We start from the raw sequence: 25,032 nt of genomic DNA, 5'->3' as shown, positions 1-25,032 counted from the left end.
ATCTTCATCGTTGCCGCATTTATCTCGCTACGATGCCTAATGTTCTTCGTAACAGCGGTGTTTTCAACACTGGAAAGTTATCCATTGCCACTAGCGCTAAATTTCGACCTACTCTCATGGTCAAAAGGTCATTTGAAAATGTGTGTACCAATTGTGAGGTCAATGAAATAGTGCTATTTCTATCTGATTCACGACGTCGCATATATCGATTCAATACGTTATAGCAACCGACATCTTGAGCAGAGCTCGCGTTCACAATCTCTTCCGCTAGGCTGGCCACATCGCGAATACCGAGATTAAAGCCCTGACCGGCAATAGGGTGTAATGTCTGTGCCGCGTTACCAACAATGGCAAAACGATGAGAGACATTTTTCTGCCTGTAACGCAAAATTAATGGGTAACTCGCTCGGCTTCCTACTTTCAGTAGCTCCCCTAAACGCCAGCCAAAATCACTCTGAAGTTGCTTTAAAAAAGCATCGTCACTGAGTGTCATCACTTGCTCCGCTTTTTCTGGTGGTAAACACCAAACTAACGAGAGCCGGTTATCGCTCATTGGCAATAACGCCACGGGGCCATTCTCGGTAAAGCGTTCAAACGCGCGACCATTGTGTGGTTCACTGCTAACAATATTGGCAATGACCGCTGACTGCTCAAAATCATGCTCTTCAAGCTCTAAGCCAAGTTGCTGACAACAGATTGAGGAGGCCCCATCGGCGGCAACAAGTAACTTACTTTGAATAGAACGGCCACTGGTGAGTTCAACCGTTACCTCATCAGGCTTTCTCACTACGTTCACTACAGAATCAGGACAGAGCAAGTCAATGTGAGCATCGGCTATCATTTCAGTTTGGTAGAGCTTACCGATATCGGCCAGTTCAACCACATAGCCGAGAGCATCGACACCAAGCTCATGATCGTAGATATCTGTCATGCCAAGATGAGAGCGATCAGACACATGAATGTGATGAATCGAGGTTGCCAATGAAGCAATAGCATCCCACAACTTAAACTTCTTAAGTATTTCAACCGTCCCAGCAGAGAGCGCAATGGAACGCGAATCAAACCCAGGATGGGATTGATGCTCAGCCAGATAAGACTCAACAACAGCAATAGACAACGGCGTAGTACTTAACCGGGTTAGTGCAAGCGCAAGCGTTGCCCCCGCCATTGCACCACCAGCAATAATTACATCATAGCTTTTCATTAAAACGACATCTCTCTATTTCACGTTAACTCTATATTGCCTCATTAATGCAGCGTCGGCTTTTTAGCGTTTTTTTCTACTTTCACACCAAACTCAGTGTGAATAATAAGTACACAAGCTTTAACGTGTTCAATGACTTGTTCTAATAGTAACGCTTGCTCTTCTATGTCGTCATCTTCATCGATACCAAGCCTAGCCATCTCTTCTAAATCCGCTAAGGCTTCTTTTGTATCAGCCGATGCTTTGTTTAGTTTGGCACCCACAAGGCCAAGCCCTGAAATAAAGTGATTAATCCAATCGGTAACACCATCAGCCAAATCAAAGATCGTTGCGCTGGCTTCTTGATCGGGTAGCAACATCGATAAAACCAAGTCAGTACTAGTTAGCTCTTTTGAAGTGGCTTCAAAGATGGTTTCAGCGACTTGTAAAGCTGTCGCGGGCCAGCCCATTCCATCATTGGTGTAATCAAAAATAATCGGTTGCCAGCTTTTATCATTAAGGTCCAAGCCACCGCTTAACATTCCAGTCAATAAGCCATGCAATTCTGAAGGGGATACCGCTAGCGCAGCGGTCTGCAGCTCAGTGGCACTTGAAAGGTAGTTAGGTAGCGTTATTTCACTCATGATAAAACTCTGTTTTCTAAATTTGTTCAACATCCTAACATCTCACCCTCTAAGCGAAAATGGCGTTAAGGCGAATATGGTGGGGTTTTAGACAATTTGCCCATTATCTGTGTTATTAACACGCCTTTACCTCAACGGTTAGTGGAAAAGCTTGAATGTTATGGACGCTTTTTCTATAGTTTCCGACTCAGTGATTGTATTCACAGTGACCATACTTAGTTGTAAGATTGGTTAGTTATAAGATCAAGAATTAATGATACTCTTAATAACCTGATCCTGAATTACGAAAATAGAGTTGAGCTAGAATGAGCAATCAAGCGGTAGACGTTAAAATTTTAGGTAAGCTAACTCGAGTCAATTGCCCAAGTGGTGAAGAAGAGTCGTTGCAAAATGCTGCCAAAGATCTTGATAACCGTTTGAGTGAATTAGCCGAACGTACCAAAGTCACCAATGAGGTTCAGCTACTCACCTTTGCAGCACTAAATATTTGTTATGAATTACATAACAAAAACCGAGAAGATGATTCTCAACAAACTAAACTTACAGAGAAGATTGAGCTTCTCTCTGCGTCACTTGATGATGCCTTAAAAAAAGTAAAGCTAGAAAAGTCATAGCGTTACAATACAGATAAGCAGTTTATATGTTGTCTGTCACCGTATTTACCCTGGAGTGTGCGTCAGTAGGATTTAAGTCCCTGAGCCGATAAGCAATACCCAAGGGTTAGTATTCGCTGACTATTGAGCAAGCTCGACTCGTATCGAGAAGCCTACGGTCAACCTTGCTGACCCGCCTTGAACCAGATGGTTCAAGGGCCACAATCCTCAACGGCACTCTGGGGTATCCTCTTCGATATCCCGCTAGACACAGGCGGAGCAATGATCTTATCTCGACAAGCGATTCGTTCACATATCCGAGAAAAGAGAAATCAGTTACTTTCTGATACTCAGCATCAAGCTGGTCTCGATCTTATTGAGCAATTCTCAACCCTTGCAGAACTCTCTAACAGCACACATATCGCGCTGTATCTTTCTACCGATGGTGAGATAAATACCACGCCTTTAATTGAATGGCTCTGGTCGCAAGGTAAATCAGTCTACATACCCGTTCTACACCCTTTTTCAAAAGGGCATCTGCTATTTTTGCACTACACTCCAACAACCCCCATGACACTCAATAAGTATCAGATTCTCGAGCCTCAGCTCAATCAGACACTCATCAAGCCCGTTTTGGAGTTAGATCTTATCTGTACCCCTTTAGTCGCTTTTGACTCAACAGGTCAACGTTTAGGTATGGGAGGCGGCTATTACGATAGAACCCTCTCCTCTTGGTTTAAAAGCAAACAAGGTGCAAAGCCTATTGGTCTTGCGCACGATTGCCAACATGTTGACAGTTTGCCAAGTGCGGCATGGGATGTACCACTACCAAAAATAGTGACCCCAAGCAAAGTATGGCAATGGGAATCTTAGCCCAATACCGTTATAATCGCGCCGAAAAATCCAGTTAACTATTTGCAATCACTATCCGCAGGAGATGAGCATGACTCAAGATGAAATGAAAAAAGCAGCCGGTTGGGCAGCGCTAAAGTACGTAGAAAAAGGCAGTATTGTAGGCGTCGGTACAGGCTCTACTGTGAATCACTTCATCGATGCTCTTGGTTCTATTAAAGGTGACATTAAAGGTGCAGTATCAAGCTCAGTAGCATCAACTGAGAAGCTTATTGAACTGAGTATCGAAGTCTTTGATTGTAACGATGTAGAAAAACTGGATGTCTACGTTGATGGTGCTGACGAAATCAATGCAAGCCGCGATATGATCAAAGGCGGTGGTGCGGCACTGACTCGTGAAAAAATTGTGGCGGCAATTTCTGAAAAGTTCGTCTGTATTGTCGATGGAACCAAAGCAGTAGATGTTCTGGGTAAATTCCCACTTCCTGTTGAAGTCATTCCAATGGCCCGTGCCCACGTAGCACGTGAACTAACTAAGCTAGGCGGCAACCCTATTTACCGCGAAGGTGTACAGACAGACAACGGCTGTGACATTCTTGATGTTCACGGTCTAAGCATTACTGACGCAAAAGCGTTAGAAGAAACCATTAATGCGATCGTCGGTGTTGTAACCAATGGCCTATTTGCCGCTCGTGGTGCTGATGTGGTTATTACCGGCACGCCTGAAGGCGCAAAAATTGAAGAATAATCGATAAAAAGAAAGGCACTTTCTGTTATTTGATTACAAACGGTACCCTTGGGTGCCGTTTTTTATGGTTTCTAGCAATATTATTATGGCTTATTCCGTAATTTTCTTACCCAAAAGCAAAATTATTTGTTACTTTATTGAACAGAAGACGCACAAGGAAACGTTTGTCTTCCAACAAAATCGATGATTTCCCCCTTTTCATTGCTTTTGACCAATGTGCGCCGCGTTTGCCCACCTTTCCATTTTAAGGACGAGAATAATGGCCAAAGTTTCACTGGAAAAAAACAAGATTAAAATTCTGCTATTGGAAGGGCTTCACCCTTCTTCTGTTGAAGTTCTTCAAGCCGCTGGCTACAGCAACATCGAGTATCATAAAGGCTCTTTATCTGAAGAAGCACTATTGGAAGCGGTAAAAGACGCTCACTTTATTGGTATTCGTTCTCGTACTAATTTATCTCAAGACGTTATTGATGCTGCAGAAAAACTGGTTGCGATTGGTTGTTTCTGTATTGGTACTAACCAAGTCGACCTGCAAGCAGCAACCAAGCGCGGTATCCCTGTCTTTAATGCACCATTCTCAAATACGCGTAGTGTTGCGGAACTTGTTCTTGGACAAATCCTACTGTTGCTTCGTGGTATTCCAGAAAAGAACGCTCTAGCACACCGTGGTATTTGGAAGAAAAGTGCTGATGCTTCATACGAAGCACGTGGTAAGCGCCTTGGCATTATTGGTTACGGCCACATCGGTACTCAGCTGGGTATTATCGCTGAAAACCTTGGAATGCGAGTCTACTTTTACGATATCGAAAACAAGCTATCTCTTGGTAACGCGACTCAAATAAGCACGATGAGTGAGCTACTCAATAAGTGTGATGTTATCTCGCTGCACGTTCCAGAAACCCCAGGTACCAAGAACATGATGGGCGCAGAAGAGTTTGCTCGCATGAAGCCTGGCTCTATCTTCATTAACGCTGCACGTGGCACAGTAGTAGATATTCCAGCACTATGTGGCGCTTTAGAGTCTGGTCACCTTGCTGGTGGCGCGGTGGATGTATTCCCAACAGAACCAAAAACGAATGCCGACCCATTTGAATCACCTTTAATGCAGTTCGATAATGTCATCCTAACACCTCACGTGGGTGGTTCGACTCAAGAAGCACAAGAGAACATTGGTGTAGAAGTTGCGGGTAAGCTGGCTAAGTACTCAGACAACGGTTCAACATTATCAAGTGTTAACTTCCCTGAAGTATCTCTACCAGAACACGGTGATTGTTCTCGTCTACTGCATATTCACGAAAACCGTCCGGGTATCCTAACGCAAATTAACACCATCTTTGCGGCAGAAGGCATTAACATCGCAGGTCAGTACTTACAAACATCTGCTGACATTGGTTATGTGGTCATCGATGTTGAGACAGCTCGCTCTGAAGAAGCACTCGCTAAGCTAAAAGAGATCGAAGGTACACTTCGCGCTCGTATTCTTCACTAAGAATTATCGCAAATTACAAATACAAAAAAGGCCACTCTACGTGGCCTTTTCTATTATTGATTTGAATCTAAACGGTTTAACTAAGCTTTTAGTGAACGCTCGCCACGAGCAATACCCACAACACCACTTCGAGCAACTTCAATCACATCCGTCACTTCAGACAATGCTTTGATAAAGGCATCGAGCTTTTCACTGGTTCCGGTTAATTGCACTGTATATTGAGAAGCCGTCACATCGACAATTTGACCACGGAAGATGTCCGCTGTGCGTTTCACTTCTGCGCGAGCAAAGCCACTGGCTTTTACTTTCACCATCAGAATTTCACGTTCAATGTGCTCAAGCTCTGTTACTTCTTGAACTTTAAGGACATCAATCAGTTTATGCAGCTGCTTTTGAATTTGCTCTAGCTGCATTTCGTCAGATTCGGTGGTTAAATTCAAACGAGAAAGGGTTTCATCATTCGTTGGTGCTACCGTCAAAGATTCTATGTTGTAACCTCGTTGAGAAAACAGGCCTACAACACGAGACAATGCACCAGGTTGGTTTTCCATCAATACCGAAATAATGTGTCTCATATTATGTTCTCTCCGTTTTGCTTAGCCACATACGATCCATACCCTCGCCACGAATTTGCATTGGGTATACGTGCTCCGTTTCATCTACTGTAATATCTACAAACACCAAGCGATCTTTCATATCGAGTGCTTTTTTCATTCCTGACTCCAATTCATCAGGAGAAGTGATACGGATACCAACGTGACCATACGCCTCTGCGATGGCAGCAAAATCTGGTACAGAATCCATGTATGAATTGGAATGGCGACCCTGATACACAATATCTTGCCACTGTTTAACCATGCCTAAGAATCGATTATTTAGGTTAATGATTTTCACTGGAATGTCATATTGAAGCGCTGTAGAGAGTTCCTGGATATTCATCTGAATACTGCCATCACCAGTTACGATAACGACCTCTTCATCAGGCTTAGCAAACTTAACACCCATACCAGCAGGTAGACCAAAGCCCATCGTCCCTAAACCACCTGAATTAATCCAACGGCGCGGTTTGTTAAACGGATAGTAAAGTGCGGCAAACATTTGGTGCTGACCAACATCAGATGCCACATAAGCATCGCCATTGGTCAATTTGTGCAGTGTTTCGATAACTTGTTGAGGCTTGATGCGATCTGGCAGCTTTTCATAACTCAAACAATTGCGATCACGCCATACTTGAATTTCACTCCACCAACGGTCAATAGCGTCAGAGTCATTGCTACCGCCCTGCTCTTCAAGCAGCTGAACCATGGTTTCAAGAACCTTTTCTGCCGAGCCAACAATAGGCAGATCAGTTTTTACGTTTTTAGATATCGATGATGGATCAATATCGATATGCATGATTTTGGCATTTGGACAGTACTTATCTAAGTTATTGGTGGTTCGGTCATCAAAACGAACCCCAATACCAAATATCAGATCAGCGTTATGCATGGCCATATTCGCTTCATACAAACCATGCATGCCCAACATGCCTAATGAATTTTTATGTGTTCCAGGAAATGCGCCTAAGCCCATTAACGTACTCACTACTGGCAGGTTCAGTGCTTCAGCCAATTTTAGTAACTGCTGATCGGCTTCCGAGATCACGACACCACCACCAACATAAAGAACAGGCTTTTCCGCAGCTAATAGCGCTTTCAGTGCCTTCTTGATTTGACCTTTATGCCCAGTCAGAGTTGGGTTGTACGATCGCATATTGATCGTTTTAGGGTATTCATAAGGGAGTTTATTGAGCGGGCTCATCACATCTTTTGGTAAATCAATCACAACCGGACCTGGACGTCCTGTCGTTGAGATATAAAAAGCTTGCTTCATCACCTCTGGGATTTCTTCAGTACTTTTTACTAAGAAACTGTGTTTAACGATTGGGCGAGAAACACCAACAATGTCACACTCTTGGAATGCATCATTACCGATTAAATTTCGAGGAACGTTACCTGAGATAACGATCATAGGGATTGAGTCCATATACGCTGTTGCAATACCCGTAACGGTATTCGTAGCGCCAGGACCAGAACAAACGAGCACAACACCCGGTTTTCCGGTTGAGCGCGTATAGCCGTCAGCCATATGCGTCGCCGCTTGTTCATGACGAACTAATACATGCTTAATTTCATCTGATTTAGCATGCAGTGCATCATAAATATCTAAAACAGAGCCTCCAGGGTAACCAAAGATCTGCTCTACACCTTCTTCGATCAGAGATTGAACCACCATCTCTGCGCCAGATAACTTCTCCATATCTTTCTCCTTACCAGTCACTACGTTGATTTGGTTAATCAATTAGTCTGGTTTTGCATAGTCTAGGGCTTATTTGTAGCCTATTTCCAAGTTGTGACACTTTGTGGCTATGTCCTGTCTTGTTATCACCAAACACAGGAAACTAAACAACTGTAACGTTTTATTAGCAAAGGGTCTATTGCGACAGAGATCGCCATAACATTAATCGACTAATATTTACGTAAAATTCAGATATTAAAACCATGAACATTAAAACTTTATTGATCTATGATTTTATACTGCAAGATAAAAAGAGAATAATTCTTAGATCATTCTCTAATGGATAAGACCATTCAGGCTTCGAACAATAAAAAAACCTCCATCAACAATGGTCATTGTCGTATGGAGGTTTTTTGAACAAAGGAAAATTTAACTGTTAAGTAAGTTACTTATCTTTCTTTGTTTCAGTGTACATTTCTTCAATTTCATCTTGGTACTTATCACTAATCACCTTTCTACGCAGTTTTTGCGTTGGTGTAAGCTCACCATCGTTCATTGAGAATGCTTTTGGCAGTAATTTGAACTTCTTCACTTGTTCAAATTTCGCCAATTCTGTTTGCAGCCCACTCACGCGATTTTCAAACATCTCAACCACTTTATGGTGCTTAACGAGTTCAATACGATCGTTATACTTAATGTTGAGCTCTTTAGCGTACTCTTCAAGCGTATCAAAGCAAGGTACGATAAGAGCCGAAACGAACTTACGCGTATCAGCGATTACCGCTATCTGTTCGATGTAATGGTCTTTACCGATAGTACCTTCCACCATTTGCGGTGCAATGTACTTACCATTGGATGTTTTCATCAACTCTTTGATACGGTCAGTAATGAAGACGTTGCCGTTTTCATCAATCATTCCCGCATCACCGGTTTTTAAGAAACCATGTTCATCAAACGTCTTTTCAGTTTCTTCTGGCATTTTGTAATAGCCACGCATCACCATAGGGCCGCGGACTAAAATTTCATTGTTCTCGCCAATTTTAACTTGAGCGCCCGGCATCGACATACCAATCGAGTCTGGATTGAAACATTTGTCATCCCAACAAGAAACGGTTGCTGTTGTTTCTGTCATGCCGTAACCAAGCTTAACGTTGATACCAATCGCATGGAAAAAACGACCTATGGTTTCATCAAGCTTAGCTCCGCCACAGGGCATAAAGCTTATGCGCCCACCAAGCAATGCACGCAGCTTAGAAAGAACCAGCTTGTCTGCAAGTTGATGCGACTTCTTCAGCATCATAGAAGGTTCACGTCCTTCTTGATGGCAAAGAGAGACTTTCGCGCCCATATTTACAGCCCAAGTGAACAGCACTTTACGAATAAATGGCGCTTTGGACACTTTTTCATGAATCGCAGAGAAAATCTTTTCGTAGAAGCGTGGAACCGCACACATCACGGTTGGACGAATTTCTTCCAGTGCACTTTTCACTTGCATCGTATCTTGCAAGTAACAGTTAGTTGCACCTTTATAGAGAACGTAGAATGTCCAAGCACGTTCAAAAACATGAGAGAGCGGTAAGAACGCTAATGAGACATCATCTTGAGTTAGACTCAAACGTTCATCATGGCCTTCTAGTTGAGCCGCGATGTTAGCGTAATCAAGCATCACGCCTTTCGGCTGCCCCGTCGTACCCGAGGTGTAGATGAGCGTTAGCAAGTCATCTAAGCAAAGCTCATCAATGCGTTGTTCTAACTGAGCGCGTTCAGCATCGCTGCCTTTTTGTAGAAAGTCTTGCCAGCTAATAGCATGCTCAGCATCACCAATATTGATGTCATCAGACATCGCGACAACAAGCTCTAACTGTTCACAGTCATCGAAAAGGCCCATTGCGGCATCAAACTGGTCTTGCTCACCAACGAATAGAATACGTACGTCTGCATCTTGGATGATATAAGACGCCTGAGCCGCTGTATTAGTCGGGTAAATAGGAACCGATACTGCGCGTGTTTGAAGTGCAGAAAAGTCAGCCATCGTCCATTGAGGCATGTTGTTGGCGTAGATACCAACTTTGTCTTGAATTCTCATTCCCTGAGCCAATAGTGCAAGTGATAGTGCATCAACTTGCTGACCAAACTGCTTCCAGCTAATACCCTTCCAATTGGTATCAACTTTGTGTTTAAGGGCGATGCGATCCCCCCCTTTAGCAATTTGCTCTCGAATACATTTTATGATGTGGAAATCTATATTGGCCATGTCTCTTACCTTTGGCTTACACATGTAAGCTATTTTGAGCGAACAAGTGTACATTCCAGTTTTGAAAAGGCAACTGACTAACTTCAAAGTTATCAATTAATGGGTAATAAAAAACCTTGAACCAATCTAGTCAGTTCAAGGTTTTGTTATCAGTTTGTATAAATACAACTCAATCTGTCTAAGTTGCATTCAACCTTTTAATTTTAGTTCAAAGCAACCACTTCGCCACAAATCATCATTAATTGATCACGGAACCAGATGTGGCCTTTATCTTTTTCACTAGATTCGTGCCAGCTTAAGAATCCGCTAATGTTCGCATTTTCAAATGGGAAGTCTAAGATCTGTAGTTGATCACGATTAGCAGCGTTTTCTACCATCCAACGTGGTGCGATGGTAACTAACTCGGATTGACCAACAACATAAAGTACGTTGCTCAAGCTCGTACCTTCATAGTATGGCTGACAATCTAGCTCACGGTACGCCTGCTCAGAGAAGCTACGTTGACCATGGATCTTCGATAGTTTAGCGTGTCTTTCTGTCATTAGATCTTCAACAGAAACAGAACCTTGAACACGAGAGTGTGAAGATGAAGCAACGACAACTAATTCATCTTGGAAAATTTCAGTACTTGAAAATCCTTGCTCATCAAATCGAGCGTAATCAATAACAAAATCAATCTCTTGATAACGCATACGCTCCGCCAACTTACGGTCAAACTCAGCATCCAAGTGAAGCTGTACGTTTGGTGCTTGCTCATGCACTGTTGACATGATTTTTGGTGCAAAACGCATGTCACAAGGGCTGCAAATAGCGAGCTTAAATAGACGAGTCGATGTTTCTGGAGAGAACACTGAGCTAGGGAGTTCATTACGAATTAACTGCAATGCTTGGCGGATTGGGCCAAATAGTTGACGAGCACGTTGAGTTGGTTGAATGCCACGGCCTTGACGCATGAACAGTTCGTCATTAAACATCACTTTTAGGCGAGCTACAGCATTACTAACAGCCGGTTGAGACATCCCTAAGTTATGTGCTGCTCGCGTAATGTTCTGTTCTTGCATTACGGCATCAAACACAGTCAGTAGATTTAAATCTACACCACGTAAAGTACTTTCCATTCGGTAGCTTGCAATAGCACTCATCGCGTCTTTTTTATCTAACATCGGGTACGCCTCATTGTTTCGTTATCATCAACATTTATAATTAGTATTTCAGGAAATACTTAAGCAGTTTCGCTATCATTTATTTCTCAGATACTTCCTAGCTGACAATTACTATCTGCGAATCATTTGACGATTGGCAACAAGATTGACAATTAATCAGTTAATTTTATCTTATATCAATAAAACACCATGTAAAACATACCCTTAGGCAATACATAAAAAACCATAAAATGTATAAATTTATGGTTTTTACATATAACATTGATAGCGTTTATTAATTAACCAATTAACACCCTGTTACATTTAGCTGAATTATGAATGGGGTAGACATACTAAAAGCGCTCGATATATTAGTTATATATTTGAAACATAACTCGGAAAATCGACTCTCTCCCATAGAGCCCGACATAGCTTATCTTGGGTGTCCCATTGCCCATTATGCACCCACTCCGCAATCGCTTGCGCGACGTTAGGGTAGACCACCTTCTCTCCCGGTTTATCATCAAGCCAAAGCCTGACTTTTGATGCGTCTAGGAAGTCCATACTGCTTGCTAAACCCAAACCATCCAGAGTCGCCACATTACTTTGTTGCTCGAACTGTCCCGATAATGGTTTCAACAGCAGCTTCTTGCCCAAAGTTAGTGCTTCTGAGGGAAGTTCAAAACCACCATTCGCGATGACGCCGTTACAGCGATGCAAATGTGATTGAAAGCTTTCATGAGAAAGAGGACGAAGTTCTATACTTCCAATTGTTTCTACTTTGTTAACGCTTGGGTGAAAACAAACAAATTGATAACTCGCAAAACGAAACAATAAATTACAAATTTCATTGCTATTTTCGAACGGAAGGTACACCAAGATGAAGTTTTCTTGCTCAATTTGATAGTCAACCGAGTGAACTATCGGAGGAAGTATATCTTGTTCGAAGTGATACCAGTGCAGTCCAATGGAATAATTTGAGGGAGCAAAGTGGTGAATTAACCTTTTATCTACCCAATTAGCTCCTTTTAACGGTACGGAATGCTTAAACGCATTTTGGTGACTGATGCTAATACAGGTTTTTTTCTGTCTTTTCGCCGCCCACGCGGTTATCGGTTCGAAGTCATTCAGCACTAAATCATAGTCTGATAAATCGCAATTTTTTATCTCGCGGTACAGCTCTGTCAGGCTATTATTCTGAATCGTTTTTAGATAACTCACCTGTCCGTTTTCAGTCTCAAACGATAACCCTTTACGAGTTTGATACGCTCCAAACTCCTCCATAGAGAAGTACTTATCAGCGTCTCGCCCCGAGAACAGGTAATCAACGTCAATACCGCGATCTTTTAATGCACAGCTCATCGCTCTTGCACGAGCGATATGACCATTACCCGTCCCTTGTACTCCATACAGAATTTTCATTGTTACATCCCTATAAAAGTTAGAACGATACGAGCACTGGCAAACCCGAGCAGAGCTCCAACCACAATGTCCGTTAAAAAATGGACGCCAAGCAACACTCGCGACGCACCAATCAAACACGCCCAAATGAAAGCAAATGGCAATAATGTGGGATAAAACGCCCCAATCAGTGACGCAAATAAAAAGCCCGCCGCCGTATGACCAGAAGGCAAGCTGTAGCGATCTGAAGGGGTAATAAATGCAGCAATATAAGGAGTGAGTTCTTCTGGTCTACGACGTTTCACACTGTTTTTCAAGAGCCAGTAGATCGGCAGTTCAATAGAGAACGCCATCAAAACACTCCAGAAAAAAAGCTCCCCTTTCATCCCTCCAAAGAAAAATGCGGTTAAACCGAGCATTAAATAGAGATGGCCATCGCCACTGTGTGAAACGGCTTTACTGACTGTTGCCACTTGTTGAGAAAAACGGTGCTGCAAACAGAATGATGAAAAAGCTAAATCAAACCGTGTTACGGATTCAAAACTACGCATCATTGGCTCCTTATGATGATCACGCTTGGTTTTAAACCAAGCTATGTGAACCAAATGACAACTGCGTGACGTTTTTTTTTAGCTAGGATGAAGATTCATCTATGCACGTAATGAACATAAAAAAAGGAGCCGAAGCTCCCTCTTATTCAAATGCGGCATTAAGATATGAAAGAATAGAGACTAGGCGTCTAAAGATTCATGTTTATGAACTAAACCAAAGTCCGCTAAAACCGCGTAGGCTGCTGGAATCATAAATAGAACCAGAAGTGTTGAGGCGAAGATACCGAACACAATAGACACGACGAGGGGTTGAATAACTTGTGCTTGTAAGCTGGTTTCAAGAAGCAGCGGTAATAACCCGGCTGCCGTCGTCATCGAAGTTAGAAAAACAGCACGAAAGCGCTCTCGACTCGCTTTAACCACGGAGTCATAAACACTATCTCCCTCATCAACGTGATGCCTTATGTACTGCACCAGCAATATCGAGTCATTAACGACAATCCCCGCTAACGATACAAACCCCATCATGCTTGGCATGCTTAAAGAGTGCCCTAATAGTAAATGCCCCCATACCACACCGATAAAAGCCAAAGGTATTGCTAGCATGACAACAAACGGTTCTAGGTAACTACGAAATTGAAAACTTAATATCGCAAAGACACCAAACAGGCCTAACAAGAAACCTTTCCCCATCGAAGCACCTGTTTTCGCAGCATCTTTGGCTTCACCTTCAAAATCAAAACGGAGCCCTGGGTACTTCTGTAATAGCTCTGGTGCAAACTCCTTTCTCAACTGAGCCACTATTGCAGACGAACTGATCTTATGGTTATCAATATCGCCGAACACACTCACGGTTCTTAAACCATCAATACGTTGGATTCGTACATAGTTACGTTGAAAGTCTAATGTTGCCACCGTTGCGAGGGGAACCTGACTGCCGTCTGAAAGAATAATTGGGAAATTCGCGAGTTGCTGAAGATCACCCGCCTGAGTTTTGTCTAATCGCACTTCAATAGAGATGTTCTCGACACCAACTTGAATCTCATCCGCCGTTTGACCAAAAAAAGCCGCACGCAATTGCCCTGCGATCATTTGGCCGTTTACTCCATAAGTTTCTGCGCCCGAACGAAGCTTTACGAGTATCTCCTCTTTCCCCATACGCATGTCATCCAAAACACCGGATACGCCATCAAACTGATTAAGGTACTGTTGAATATCAATCGAAGCCGATTTTAGCTCATCAAGATCATCATGCTTAATCCGAATATCTATCGCACGCCCGCCTGGGCCCATTGTGGGTTGCTTATAAACCAATGAAACGGGGTCGGCTAATTCACCGACGTCTTCTCGCCAAGCTGCCACAAAGTCATCGATTAATGCATTTCGAGTCTCAGCACCTAATAAATCAAGCCTCACGGTTGCTATATGCGGTCCCGACTCATTGGCATCAGCATTGACATTAAATTGAGAGGTAATGTGCTTAACCAGTGTTTGCCCATTCTCCTCTTTCTCACTCCACTCTACGTTCAGCTTCTCAGCTGAGGCTACGATCTTTTCAACGACACGCTCTGTTTGTGATAAAGACGCTCCGGGTGGAAGAATAATTCGTACTTCAGCGATGTCTCCATCAAGATCTGGGAAAGGTTGAAATTTGAGTAATCCACCAGCAATAGTCGCCACTGAAATCAGCATTAACGCTGCAACACTTCCTAAAAATGCGTAACGATATTCAACCACCTCAGTCACAGCACGAACAAGCTGCTCATTACGAAACCGTTCAAATTTTTCTAACAGCACCTTTTTAAATTTTACAGGCTCACGTTCCCCTTTTAGATTGTGTAGAGAGTGAGACAGATGATTAGGGAGTATGAGAAAAGCTTCAACAAGGCTTAATATCAGAACCAGTATCAGCACCTGTGGTACTGCTTTGAGCACTGCCCCCATTTCGCCATCTAAAAACAGCAAGCTGCCGAAAATACAAATTGTGGTTAAAAACGATGATAAAACCCCTGGAAAGACTTTTTTAACGCCATTAATCACCGCGTCGTCAATACTCTGACCCTTATCTAAATGGGAGGCGACAGACTCGGCGATGACTATCGCGTCATCCATCATGATGCCGATTGCCATCAGCAAGCCAACGAGCGACATTATGTTGATAGATAGACCAAGATTTGCCATCAAGAAAAGTCCGCCAAGAAACGCGACTGGTAGACCCGCTGCCACCCAAAATGAATATCGAAAGCTGAAAAACAACCACATGGTGGCAAACACCAGCACAATCCCTTGCCAGCCATTTTTAAGCATCATGGTTAAGCGATCCCACAATACAGAAGAGAGATCATTGGTCAGTTCGAGCGTCACACCATCAGGAGCAATTAACTTCTGATCAGCAACAAACTCAGACACCTTCTGCTTGATCCTGAGTGCATCATCCTCTTTATTCTTACTTATTTTCAGTAAAGCCGAAGGGTGGCCGTTAAAGTAGACTTTCTGCTCATCTAGCTCGAAGCGATCACTAATGGTTGCGATATCTCTCAAACGGATCTGTGAGCCATTTGGTCCAGAACCTACCACGATACTTTCAAGCTCAAATGGCGTAATACGTCTTTCATCAAAACGGATGAGAAAGTTTTTATCTGTTGTTTCAATGTTACCGCTGGGTAACTTAACGTTCTGGCGTTTTATCTGCTCCGCAATATCACCAACACTGATGCCGAGCTGCCTCACTGCTTGTAAATCCAGTTCTACGCGAAATTGGTGATCTGAAAAACCGCTCACATCAACCAATGACACATCGTAATCAAGCTTTAAAATTCGTTTTAGTTTTTCTGCGTAAGCCTTTAATTCAGGCCAAGTCGTATCAGCAGAAATAGCGACATCGACAACAGGCTCATTCCAATCTAGCTCTTGAACCATTGGCGATTCAATCTCATCAGGAAAGTCATTGATTGCATTGATCTGTGTTTGTACATCCACCAACATGCGTCCAATGTCGGCCTTACTATTCAGCTTGAGCGTTAGACGAGCCGACCCCTCAATCGCTTCACAACGGGTTTCTTCGATATTAGCAAGGCCATCGACAGCATCTTCCATACGAACACAAATACTCTCTTCAACCTCTTGTGGCGAAGCCCCTGGATAAACGACCGCTGCCATAATGTATGGAGGCGTGAACTCTGGAAATGTTTCTCGCTTTATGGTCATGACACTTGAGATACCAAGTATCAGCAGCATCAGCATGAGTAGGTTTGCAGCCGTAGGGTGGCGAGAGAAAAAACGAATCATAATGTGGATTCCTCACTCTCTAACAGGCTCTCTCTTAATTGCATTCCTTCTATCGCAGGCAATAAGTCATTGAGAATCAAACGCTGGCCTTGCTCGAGATCTCCATCAATCACGACATGGTTATCACGCCTGTAGAGCACCTCTACTTCTTTTATAACCAAACGATCTTGCGCGTCTTTTATGTAGATTTTATCTCCATGCAACGCTCTTTCAGGAATAAACCAACTAGGGTTAGATTGACCTTCAATCGAGGCCTTAACAAACATTCCATTGACGAGTGGCGGCACCGACGTCGGTGAGAGATCTTTATAATCCTGAACGATCTCTAAGATCACACCAGCCGTTGCCTGATTGAGATCGACCGTTTCACTGATCCTTGCAACCTTAGCTGGCCAAGTTACCTTCAGAGATCCGCTGTTCAACTCAATTGAGGCCTCGACAAAGGTCATGTCCACTTGAGGCATGCCTGATTCGTCTCGGCTAAATTCTCCCAAGCTTGACGCTAAGGTTTGCATGTCATGAATGGAGACTTGTGCATCCACTTCCATGACCTCTATCCCGTGGGCGATGATCATTGCTTGCTGGATATTCACGACCTGGTTTTGCTCAATATCAACATCTGCAATGCGTAGAGCTTGAGGCAGAATAATGGATGTCTTAGTTAGCAATCGCTGCGCTTCTTGAACCTTCGCTTCATTCACTTTAACCACCGCTTCTGCCACCTGTTTTTCATCAGGCATGAGCGCTAATTTATGCTCTATATCCAAGACTAATTTTTTCTGTGACAAACTACTTTGCTGCTGCTGATCGACATCCGATTGAGAGGTTAAACCTTTTTTTCGTAAATCGACCTTTCTCTGCAATTCTGTCTTGGAAATCTTCAAACGACTTTTTTCAATGGATAACGTTTGTTTTAAATTACTTTCATCCAAGTTCAGTTTGGCCAGAGACGTTTGGCTCGACTTAAAATCGGCAGATGCTTGAACAAGCTTCAACTCATAATCGAGAGGATCGATCCGCAGCACTTCAGTTCCGGCTGGTAACACCTGACCTTTTTGTAAGTCGGGGTGGCGGTAAACGACCTTACCAGTGACTTCAGAAATCGCTTTCCACTCTACTTTCGGTGACACCTTACCAAAACCAATTGTTAATGGTGCTACTGACTTTAATTTCAAAGGAACCGTTTCAACAAGCCTTGCACGATCAGTAGCTGGCTTAACAGGTAGAGAGGGCTTGAGTTTGACTGCCAATACTAAAATAATCACTCCTATTAACACGGCAGGAAAAAATAGAAATTTACGATTAATGGTCATGCGGTGTTCCTTCATAGGGAGTTGGCGTTATAAAGCCTTGTGTCATCAGTTTGATGTTGTGTTCAAATAATCTCGCTAAAAAATCTTCGTTTAGCTCTACGCCGTGGATCTTGAGCATCGCAGGTGGCGCGATGAATGGAAATACCATCAAACTTATGTAAGAGATTCGGCACAATTTTTCATCCATGTCAGAACGTATCACCCCACTGCTTCGCAATTTTTCAAAGATAAGCTTTTGCATTGGTCGAGCAAGATCCATGAACACCTTCTCCATTAACTGTCTTTGCTTATCGTCGGCAGGCATGTTCATGGTGTTCATGATTAAACGTGGCATCTCTGGCACCTTAATCATGGCTTGGTAATACGTTCTCATAAGATCCACAAGGTTTTGATGTGAACTCTCTTTTATTAATAGGCCCATTTGATTCTTCATCGGAGACAATGCGTCACGTATCATCTCTTCAAACAAACCTTCTTTATTTCCAAAGTAATAACGGATCATGCCAATATTGACCCCTGCTTTTTCAGCGATGCTACGCGTTGACACTTTGTCATAAGGCTTTGCGACAAAGAGCTCTCTCGCATGAGTTAACAGCAGAGCTCTCGACTCCGTTTTATCGCGCGGTCTTCCTGCTTTTCTTGATTCGATGTTGGCTACCTTTGAATCAGTCATAACAATCTCATATATTAATCATTCGATTAATTATAGAGCGATAATATAACAATCGGTAGCTGCTTAATTAATCACTAATTCATCATTTGATTAATTTATTATTCTCAGGCCAGAAACGCCTTAACTGATCCGATATGAATAAAAAAACAACTTAATGGTTGACGTTGCTACGCGAGTGCGGTACTAATTTGTTAACTTAATTTTGTGGTTTCTTTAACTCCGTTTAGGAAGTAATTAACAATGACAAAGAATTTTTCTATCCTGCTCAACCTCCTCCTTATCGTGAACACATCACGCGGGTAGGTCATGGAAGAAAAATAGCCACATTAGAATTCCAAAAACCCGCACTGAGATGCGGGTTTTTTTGTAATTATCGACTGGAAGTAAACGATTAACTGACGCAAAAGACGTCTAATCACTAAGGAAGCAAACATGAACGATCAGGTCATTATATTCGACACCACTCTACGTGATGGTGAACAAGCGTTGTCAGCAAGCTTAACAGTTAAAGAAAAACTGCAAATTGCCTACGCGCTCGAACGCCTAGGTGTTGATGTAATTGAAGCTGGCTTCCCTGTCTCTTCACCAGGTGATTTTGAATCGGTTCAAACCATTGCTCGTCATATTAAGAACAGCCGAATCTGTGGTCTTTCTCGTGCAGTGCCTAAAGATATTGATGCTGCAGCTGAAGCGCTAAAAGTAGCGGAAGCATTCCGTATTCATACCTTTATTTCGACCTCAACGATTCACGTTCAAGACAAACTTCGTCGCAGCTATGACGACGTTGTAGAAATGGGCGTAAGAGCGGTGAAACATGCTCGTAAATATACAGATGACGTTGAGTTCTCTTGCGAAGATGCAGGTCGAACGCCAATTGATGACCTATGTCGTATGGTTGAAGCGGCGATTAATGCTGGGGCGAATACCATTAATATCCCAGATACCGTTGGCTACACAGTGCCAAATGAATTTGGTGGCATCATTCAAACCCTTTTCAATCGCGTACCGAATATCGACAAGGCAATTATCTCTGTGCACTGCCATGATGACTTAGGCATGTCAGTGGCAAACTCTATTGCTGCGGTTCAAGCAGGTGCTCGTCAAGTTGAAGGAACAATTAACGGTATCGGAGAGCGTGCTGGTAACTGTTCTCTTGAAGAGATCGCAATGATCATCAAAACTCGCGAAGAGTTATTAGGTGTACATACTGGACTTAAGCACGACGAGATTCATCGTACTAGTAAGCTTGTCAGTCAGCTATGTAATATGCCAATCCAAGACAATAAGGCGATTGTAGGTTCAAATGCCTTTAGCCACTCTTCAGGTATTCACCAAGATGGCATGATTAAGAATAAGAATACTTATGAAATCATGACACCTGAGTCTATTGGTCTAAAAAACAAAGCTCTAAACCTAACAAGCCGAAGTGGCCGTGCTGCTGTGAAAAGCCACATGGATGCAATGGGTTATAAAGATGAAGAGTACAACTTGGATGCTTTGTATGAAGACTTCTTGAAACTGGCTGACCGCAAGGGCCAAGTTTTTGATTATGACTTAGAAGCACTAATGCATTTCTCGAACCTTCGTGAAGAGGACGATTTCTTTAAGCTTAACTACCTAAGTGTCCAATCTGGCAGCGTAATGGCAACCACAAGTATTAAGATGCTTTGTGGTGATGAAGAGACCGCTGAAGCGGCTGTGGGGAACGGTCCTGTTGATGCACTTTACCAGTGTATCTATCGCGTGACAGGTTATGATATTGTTCTAGACAAGTTTGACCTAACCGCCAAAGGCGAAGGTGAAGACGGATTAGGCCAAGCGGATATCATCGCTAACTATAAAGGTCGTAAGTACCATGGTACGGGTATTTCAACGGATATTGTTGAAGCTTCTGGTCAAGCACTACTGCACGTCATTAACAGTATTCACCGTGCAGATGAAATCGCAGAAATTAAGCAAAAAAAGATCGCAGCAGTATAAATCGCTAATGAATAAAAGCGTTCTAGCCTAGAGCAGTAAATAGCTAGGTTAGAAACACAAATCAAAATATTTAAAGGATTAACATGACAGACAAAACATACAAGATCGCTATTTTACCGGGCGATGGTATTGGACCAGAAGTAATGCAACAAGCACATAAAGTACTTGATGCGATTGAAAAGAAACATGCGATCACTTTTTCTCGCGAAGAACACGATGTTGGCGGTATTGCGATTGATAACCATGGCAGCCCACTTCCTGAGAGCACAGTAAAAGGCTGTGAAGATTCAGATGCGGTACTATTTGGCTCAGTTGGCGGTCCAAAATGGGAACATCTCCCACCAAACGATCAACCAGAGCGCGGCGCACTGCTTCCACTTCGTAAACACTTCCAGTTATTTTGTAATCTTCGTCCAGCGCAAATTCATGCAGGTCTAGAAACATTCTCTCCTCTACGTGCTGATATCTCTGAACGCGGTTTTGATATTGTCGTCGTTCGTGAGCTTACTGGTGGTATCTACTTTGGTCAGCCAAAAGGTCGTGAAGGTGAAGGTCCAAACGAAAAAGCATTTGATACCGAAATTTATCACCGCTTTGAAATAGAGCGTATCGCTAAAATTGCTTTCGAATCTGCTCGCCTACGTGACAAAAAAGTATGTTCTGTCGATAAAGCTAACGTTCTACAGAGCTCGATTCTTTGGCGTGAAGTGGTTGAAGAAATTGCAAAAGACTACCCTGATGTTGAGCTTTCGCACATCTACATTGATAACGCGACAATGCAGCTAATCAAAGATCCGTCTCAGTTTGATGTCATGCTCTGTTCAAACATATTCGGCGATATCATCTCTGATGAATGTGCCATGATCACAGGCTCTATGGGCATGCTTCCTTCTGCAAGCCTGAACGAAAGCCAATTTGGTTTGTATGAACCAGCAGGCGGTAGCGCACCTGATATTGCGGGTAAAAACATCGCTAACCCTGTAGCGCAAATTCTATCGGCAGCATTAATGCTTCGTTATAGCTTAAATGAAGAAGCTGCAGCTCAAGATATAGAAGCTGCGGTATCGAAAGCACTATCAGCAGGTGAGTTAACAGCCGATCTTGCAGGTAATAACCCAGCGCTGACTACGTCAGAAATGGGCGATAAAATCGCTGAATACATTTTGAACTCATAAAGATTCCTATAACTATATTGTGCAGCTTCAGGCTATGAAGTTGCACATACAAAATGCTGGGAATGATTCGCTCCCAAGGAAAGATTGCAATGTCAAAAACACTATATGAAAAAGTCTACGATGCACACGTTGCTGTAGCTGCTGAGGGTGAAAACCCAATCCTTTATATTGACCGACACTTAGTCCACGAAGTGACCTCACCACAAGCGTTTGATGGTCTGCGTGAAAAGGGTCGTCAAGTTCGCCAAGTGAGCAAGACATTTGCCACGATGGATCATAACGTATCAACCCAAACGAAAGATATTGCCGCTTCAGGTGAAATGGCACGTATCCAAATGGAAACGCTATCTAAGAACTGTGAAGAGTTTGGCGTTACCCTTTACGACTTAAACCATAAATACCAAGGTATTGTTCACGTAATGGGTCCTGAGCTAGGTATTACACTTCCAGGTATGACCATCGTGTGTGGTGATTCGCATACTGCTACCCATGGTGCATTTGGTTCATTAGCATTCGGTATTGGTACATCTGAAGTTGAGCACGTACTAGCAACGCAAACGCTAAAGCAAGCGCGCGCAAAAACGATGAAGATCAATGTACAAGGTAAAGTCGCATCAGGCATTACTGCAAAAGATATCGTTCTCGCTATCATCGGTGAGACAACCGCAGCAGGCGGTACAGGATACGTTGTAGAATTCTGTGGTGAAGCCATCACTGACCTTTCTATGGAAGGGCGTATGACTGTTTGTAACATGGCGATTGAGCTAGGTGCTAAAGCAGGTCTTATTGCTCCTGATGAAACGACGTTTGAATACATCAAAGGACGTAAATTCTCTCCAGAAGGTGCCGATTTTGATGCTGCTGTAGAGTACTGGAAAACATTAAAAACGGATGATGATGCTGAGTTTGATGCCGTTGTAACGCTAAATGCTGCTGACATCAAACCACAGGTCACTTGGGGTACTAACCCTGGCCAAGTAATTTCCGTAGATACACCAATTCCATCACCAGACAGTTTCTCTGATCCTGTAGAGAAAGCCTCTGCTGAGAAAGCTCTTGCTTACATGGGACTTGAAGCTGGTAAAGCCCTATCTGATTACAATGTCGATAAGGTTTTTGTTGGCTCTTGTACTAACTCTCGTATTGAAGATATGCGCGCCGCTGCTGAAATTGCAAAAGGACGTAAAGTTGCCTCACACGTACAAGCGTTGATTGTCCCTGGTTCTGAGCAAGTTAAAGCACAAGCAGAAGCAGAAGGACTTGATAAAGTCTTCATTGAAGCAGGCTTTGAATGGCGTTTGCCAGGCTGCTCTATGTGTCTAGCGATGAATAACGATCGACTAGGCCCACAAGAGCGCTGTGCTTCAACATCGAACCGTAACTTTGAAGGTCGCCAAGGTCGTGATGGCCGAACCCATCTTGTGAGTCCTGCTATGGCTGCTGCTGCCGCAATTGCTGGTCACTTTGTTGATATTCGTGAACTTTAGGAGACGATAAATATGTCAGGTTTTAAACAACATACTGGATTAGTCGTTCCATTAGATACGGCGAACATCGATACCGATGCCATTATCCCTAAACAATTCTTACAACGCGTTTCTCGATTAGGCTTTGGTAAAAACCTCTTCCACGACTGGCGTTTCCTTGATGATGCTGGTGAACAACCAAATCCTGAATTTGTAATGAATGCTCCGCGCTACCAAGGTGCTTCCGTATTATTAGCGCGTGAAAACTTTGGTTGTGGATCATCGCGTGAACACGCACCTTGGGCACTAGCCGATTACGGTATTAAAGCAATGATAGCGCCAAGCTTCGCCGATATCTTCTATGGCAACTCTATTAACAACCAAATGGTTCCAGTACGTCTTACTGAACAGGAAGTTGACGAGATATTCCAATTTGTAGAAGCAAATGAAGGCGCTGAAGTTGAAGTTGACTTAGAGGCAATGAAGGTTCGCGCTAACGGTAAAGAATACGGTTTTGAAATCGATGAATTTCGTCGTCATTGCTTGCTTAACGGGTTAGACAATATAGGTTTAACGCTTCAGCATGAAGATAAGATTTCTGCCTTCGAAGCAAATATTCCATCATTTCTAAGATAGCTCAGTGTAAAAACTAAGAGAACACCGTCTAAAGGTCAGTAGCAATACTGGCCTTTTTTATTAGCTCGTATTTCTCAAATGTTATGAAAGGAATAGTTCTACGCTATGGTCTAATTAACTAATGAAATCTACAACCACTGGTATTTTTAATGAGACTTCTAATAGCGCTATTGGCGTTAACCACTTCTTTTTCTGTCCTATCTGCACCAAAAGCAAACTTATGGCCTTACTGGAATGTCAGTAATGAACAAAGTACAGACACTATTTCACATCAAAGCTGGCAAAACATACTTGATGAATATCTTGTAATGGAGGGGCAGCATACTCTGTTTCGTTATAGTGCAGTATCTAAGAAAGATAAACGATTACTGGAAAAGTATATAACAATGCTGAGCTCGCTAACCCCACAAAGCTATAGTAAGGATGAACAGTACTCTTATTGGGTTAACCTATATAACGCTCTTACTGTTAATTTGATTCTGGATAACTACCCAACCAAATCTATAACGAAAATTGGAAGCTTTTTTAGTTTCGGGCCTTGGGGGCAAAATATCATTTCAATTGACGGTAAAGAGCTCACCTTAAATGACATTGAACACAGAATTTTACGGCCTATTTGGAATGATCCCAGAACTCATTACGCTCTTAACTGTGCAAGCCTAGGATGCCCAAACTTACAACCTTTAGCCTTTACTGCTGAGAATACAGAGCGAAACTTAGAAAAAGCAGCCAATGGATTCATCAATAGCGATAAAGGGGCTTTAGTCAGTAGTAATACGCTGAGACTTTCGTCTATCTATGAATGGTTCATTGCTGACTTTGGAGCTGAAGAGGATCTCTTTGAGCATCTATCAAAGTATCGGGGTGAGTTGTCAGGGTACGATGGAAAAGTTAACTATGATTATGATTGGAAACTCAATGGTAAATAGAACTATAGAATATATTTAGTTCCAGAAAACAAAAAACCTCAGCATTTCTGCTGAGGTTTCTATTTTCTTCTCAACACCTGATCGGTGGAGGGATAATTCAAACCTGGCAATGTCCTACTCTCACATGGGGAAGCCCCACACTACCATCGGCGCTATTGTGTTTCACTTCTGAGTTCGGCATGGAATCAGGTGGGTCCACAATGCTATGGTTGCCAAGTAAATTCTTAAACTAGCGTAAGTTACGTTAGCCTTTTAAGTGGTGCTGATACCCAGACTCGAACTGGGGACCTCACCCTTACCAAGGGTGCGCTCTACCGGGCTGAGCTATATCAGCATACTGTTTTAAGTCCGTTAGACTAAAAAAGCCCGCTCTAAACGGGCTTTTTTATCTTCACCTTATAGGTAAAGATGAATTTAAAGCCTGGCGATGTCCTACTC

The 25,032-nt window shown here is 42.9% G+C and carries 20 protein-coding genes, 1 tRNA gene, 1 rRNA gene and 1 other RNA gene; 10 read left to right on the top strand and 13 right to left on the bottom strand.

What is annotated here, in order from left to right; genetic code table 11:
- Positions 1-19: 19 nt before the first annotated feature.
- On the bottom strand, positions 20-1,204 hold the full coding sequence (gene ubiH / locus KP803_RS15830) for a 2-octaprenyl-6-methoxyphenyl hydroxylase (RefSeq protein WP_248009830.1): 1,185 nt from the start codon (positions 1,202-1,204) through the stop codon (positions 20-22).
- Between the two features lie 44 nt (positions 1,205-1,248).
- The gene (locus KP803_RS15825; RefSeq protein WP_248009829.1) at positions 1,249-1,827 is read right to left on the bottom strand and encodes a YecA/YgfB family protein; all 579 of its coding nucleotides are present in this window, start codon (positions 1,825-1,827) and stop codon (positions 1,249-1,251) included.
- A gap of 305 nt (positions 1,828-2,132) precedes the next feature.
- Between KP803_RS15825 and zapA the strand changes: the two genes are divergently transcribed.
- The 5 genes from zapA to serA all read left to right on the top strand — a co-directional run bounded on the left by zapA (position 2,133) and on the right by serA (position 5,509).
- The gene (gene zapA / locus KP803_RS15820; RefSeq protein WP_248009828.1) at positions 2,133-2,441 is read left to right on the top strand and encodes a cell division protein ZapA; all 309 of its coding nucleotides are present in this window, start codon (positions 2,133-2,135) and stop codon (positions 2,439-2,441) included.
- A gap of 44 nt (positions 2,442-2,485) precedes the next feature.
- Positions 2,486-2,670, top strand: a non-coding RNA gene (gene ssrS / locus KP803_RS15815) — 6S RNA.
- 32 nt (positions 2,671-2,702) lie between these two features.
- The gene (locus KP803_RS15810) at positions 2,703-3,293 is read left to right on the top strand and encodes a 5-formyltetrahydrofolate cyclo-ligase (RefSeq protein ID WP_248009827.1); all 591 of its coding nucleotides are present in this window, start codon (positions 2,703-2,705) and stop codon (positions 3,291-3,293) included.
- Positions 3,294-3,363: 70 nt separating this feature from the next.
- Positions 3,364-4,020 carry a ribose-5-phosphate isomerase RpiA gene (gene rpiA / locus KP803_RS15805; RefSeq protein ID WP_248009826.1) on the top strand — a complete coding sequence of 219 codons (657 nt, stop codon included), beginning with the start codon at positions 3,364-3,366 and terminating at the stop codon, positions 4,018-4,020.
- A 259-nt stretch (positions 4,021-4,279) separates the two neighbouring features.
- On the top strand, positions 4,280-5,509 hold the full coding sequence (serA, locus tag KP803_RS15800) for a phosphoglycerate dehydrogenase (protein ID WP_248009825.1): 1,230 nt from the start codon (positions 4,280-4,282) through the stop codon (positions 5,507-5,509).
- 80 nt (positions 5,510-5,589) lie between these two features.
- Here serA and ilvN read toward each other — a convergent pair whose 3' ends face one another.
- From ilvN to KP803_RS15755, 9 genes are all read right to left on the bottom strand, one after another.
- Positions 5,590-6,084, bottom strand: coding sequence for an acetolactate synthase small subunit (gene ilvN, locus KP803_RS15795; protein ID WP_248009824.1), 495 nt, complete (start codon positions 6,082-6,084; stop codon positions 5,590-5,592).
- A 1-nt stretch (position 6,085) separates the two neighbouring features.
- Entirely contained in the window at positions 6,086-7,807 is a 1,722-nt protein-coding gene (locus KP803_RS15790) for an acetolactate synthase 3 large subunit (protein ID WP_248009823.1), read from the bottom strand.
- 424 nt (positions 7,808-8,231) lie between these two features.
- Positions 8,232-10,040, bottom strand: coding sequence for an AMP-dependent synthetase/ligase (locus KP803_RS15785; protein ID WP_248009822.1), 1,809 nt, complete (start codon positions 10,038-10,040; stop codon positions 8,232-8,234).
- A 203-nt stretch (positions 10,041-10,243) separates the two neighbouring features.
- Complete coding sequence (gene leuO, locus KP803_RS15780; protein ID WP_248009821.1) at positions 10,244-11,203, bottom strand: transcriptional regulator LeuO; 960 nt, start codon at positions 11,201-11,203, stop codon at positions 10,244-10,246.
- Between the two features lie 354 nt (positions 11,204-11,557).
- Positions 11,558-12,604 (bottom strand): MJ1255/VC2487 family glycosyltransferase, encoded by a 1,047-nt coding sequence (locus tag KP803_RS15775; protein WP_248009820.1) that lies wholly within the window; start codon positions 12,602-12,604, stop codon positions 11,558-11,560.
- A gap of 2 nt (positions 12,605-12,606) precedes the next feature.
- Entirely contained in the window at positions 12,607-13,134 is a 528-nt protein-coding gene (locus KP803_RS15770; protein WP_248009819.1) for a phosphatase PAP2 family protein, read from the bottom strand.
- Positions 13,135-13,314: 180 nt separating this feature from the next.
- Positions 13,315-16,422: an efflux RND transporter permease subunit gene (locus tag KP803_RS15765; RefSeq protein ID WP_248009818.1), complete on the bottom strand. Its 3,108-nt coding sequence runs from the start codon at positions 16,420-16,422 to the stop codon at positions 13,315-13,317.
- Positions 16,419-17,735: an efflux RND transporter periplasmic adaptor subunit gene (locus tag KP803_RS15760; protein WP_248009817.1), complete on the bottom strand. Its 1,317-nt coding sequence runs from the start codon at positions 17,733-17,735 to the stop codon at positions 16,419-16,421. The genes KP803_RS15765 and KP803_RS15760 overlap by 4 nt, the downstream gene beginning before the upstream one ends.
- Positions 17,725-18,384 carry a TetR/AcrR family transcriptional regulator gene (locus KP803_RS15755; RefSeq protein WP_248009971.1) on the bottom strand — a complete coding sequence of 220 codons (660 nt, stop codon included), beginning with the start codon at positions 18,382-18,384 and terminating at the stop codon, positions 17,725-17,727. The genes KP803_RS15760 and KP803_RS15755 overlap by 11 nt, the downstream gene beginning before the upstream one ends.
- Positions 18,385-18,840: 456 nt before the next feature.
- On the opposite strand from KP803_RS15755, the gene leuA reads away from it, so the two are divergent.
- The 5 genes from leuA (at position 18,841) to KP803_RS15730 (ending at position 24,594) form a co-directional block, all read left to right on the top strand.
- Complete coding sequence (leuA, locus tag KP803_RS15750; protein ID WP_248009816.1) at positions 18,841-20,388, top strand: 2-isopropylmalate synthase; 1,548 nt, start codon at positions 18,841-18,843, stop codon at positions 20,386-20,388.
- An 83-nt stretch (positions 20,389-20,471) separates the two neighbouring features.
- Positions 20,472-21,563: a 3-isopropylmalate dehydrogenase gene (gene leuB, locus KP803_RS15745; RefSeq protein WP_248009815.1), complete on the top strand. Its 1,092-nt coding sequence runs from the start codon at positions 20,472-20,474 to the stop codon at positions 21,561-21,563.
- An 89-nt stretch (positions 21,564-21,652) separates the two neighbouring features.
- Positions 21,653-23,050 (top strand): 3-isopropylmalate dehydratase large subunit, encoded by a 1,398-nt coding sequence (leuC, locus tag KP803_RS15740; protein WP_248009814.1) that lies wholly within the window; start codon positions 21,653-21,655, stop codon positions 23,048-23,050.
- Positions 23,051-23,062: 12 nt separating this feature from the next.
- Positions 23,063-23,665 (top strand): 3-isopropylmalate dehydratase small subunit, encoded by a 603-nt coding sequence (leuD, locus tag KP803_RS15735; protein ID WP_248009813.1) that lies wholly within the window; start codon positions 23,063-23,065, stop codon positions 23,663-23,665.
- A gap of 149 nt (positions 23,666-23,814) precedes the next feature.
- Positions 23,815-24,594 (top strand): DUF547 domain-containing protein, encoded by a 780-nt coding sequence (locus KP803_RS15730; protein WP_248009812.1) that lies wholly within the window; start codon positions 23,815-23,817, stop codon positions 24,592-24,594.
- A 101-nt stretch (positions 24,595-24,695) separates the two neighbouring features.
- On the opposite strand, the gene rrf is transcribed toward KP803_RS15730, so the two are convergent.
- Together rrf and KP803_RS15720 are read right to left on the bottom strand one after the other, a co-directional pair.
- A 5S ribosomal RNA gene (rrf, locus tag KP803_RS15725) occupies positions 24,696-24,811 on the bottom strand.
- Between the two features lie 40 nt (positions 24,812-24,851).
- Positions 24,852-24,928, bottom strand: a tRNA-Thr gene (locus tag KP803_RS15720).
- Between the last annotated feature and the right edge of the window lie 104 nt (positions 24,929-25,032).

The sequence above is a fragment of the Vibrio amylolyticus genome (assembly GCF_023145695.1).
Classification (GTDB): Bacteria; Pseudomonadota; Gammaproteobacteria; order Enterobacterales; family Vibrionaceae; genus Vibrio; species Vibrio amylolyticus.
Note: the sequence above shows the minus strand (reverse complement) of the source record. Positions and strands in the feature narration are given on the sequence as shown.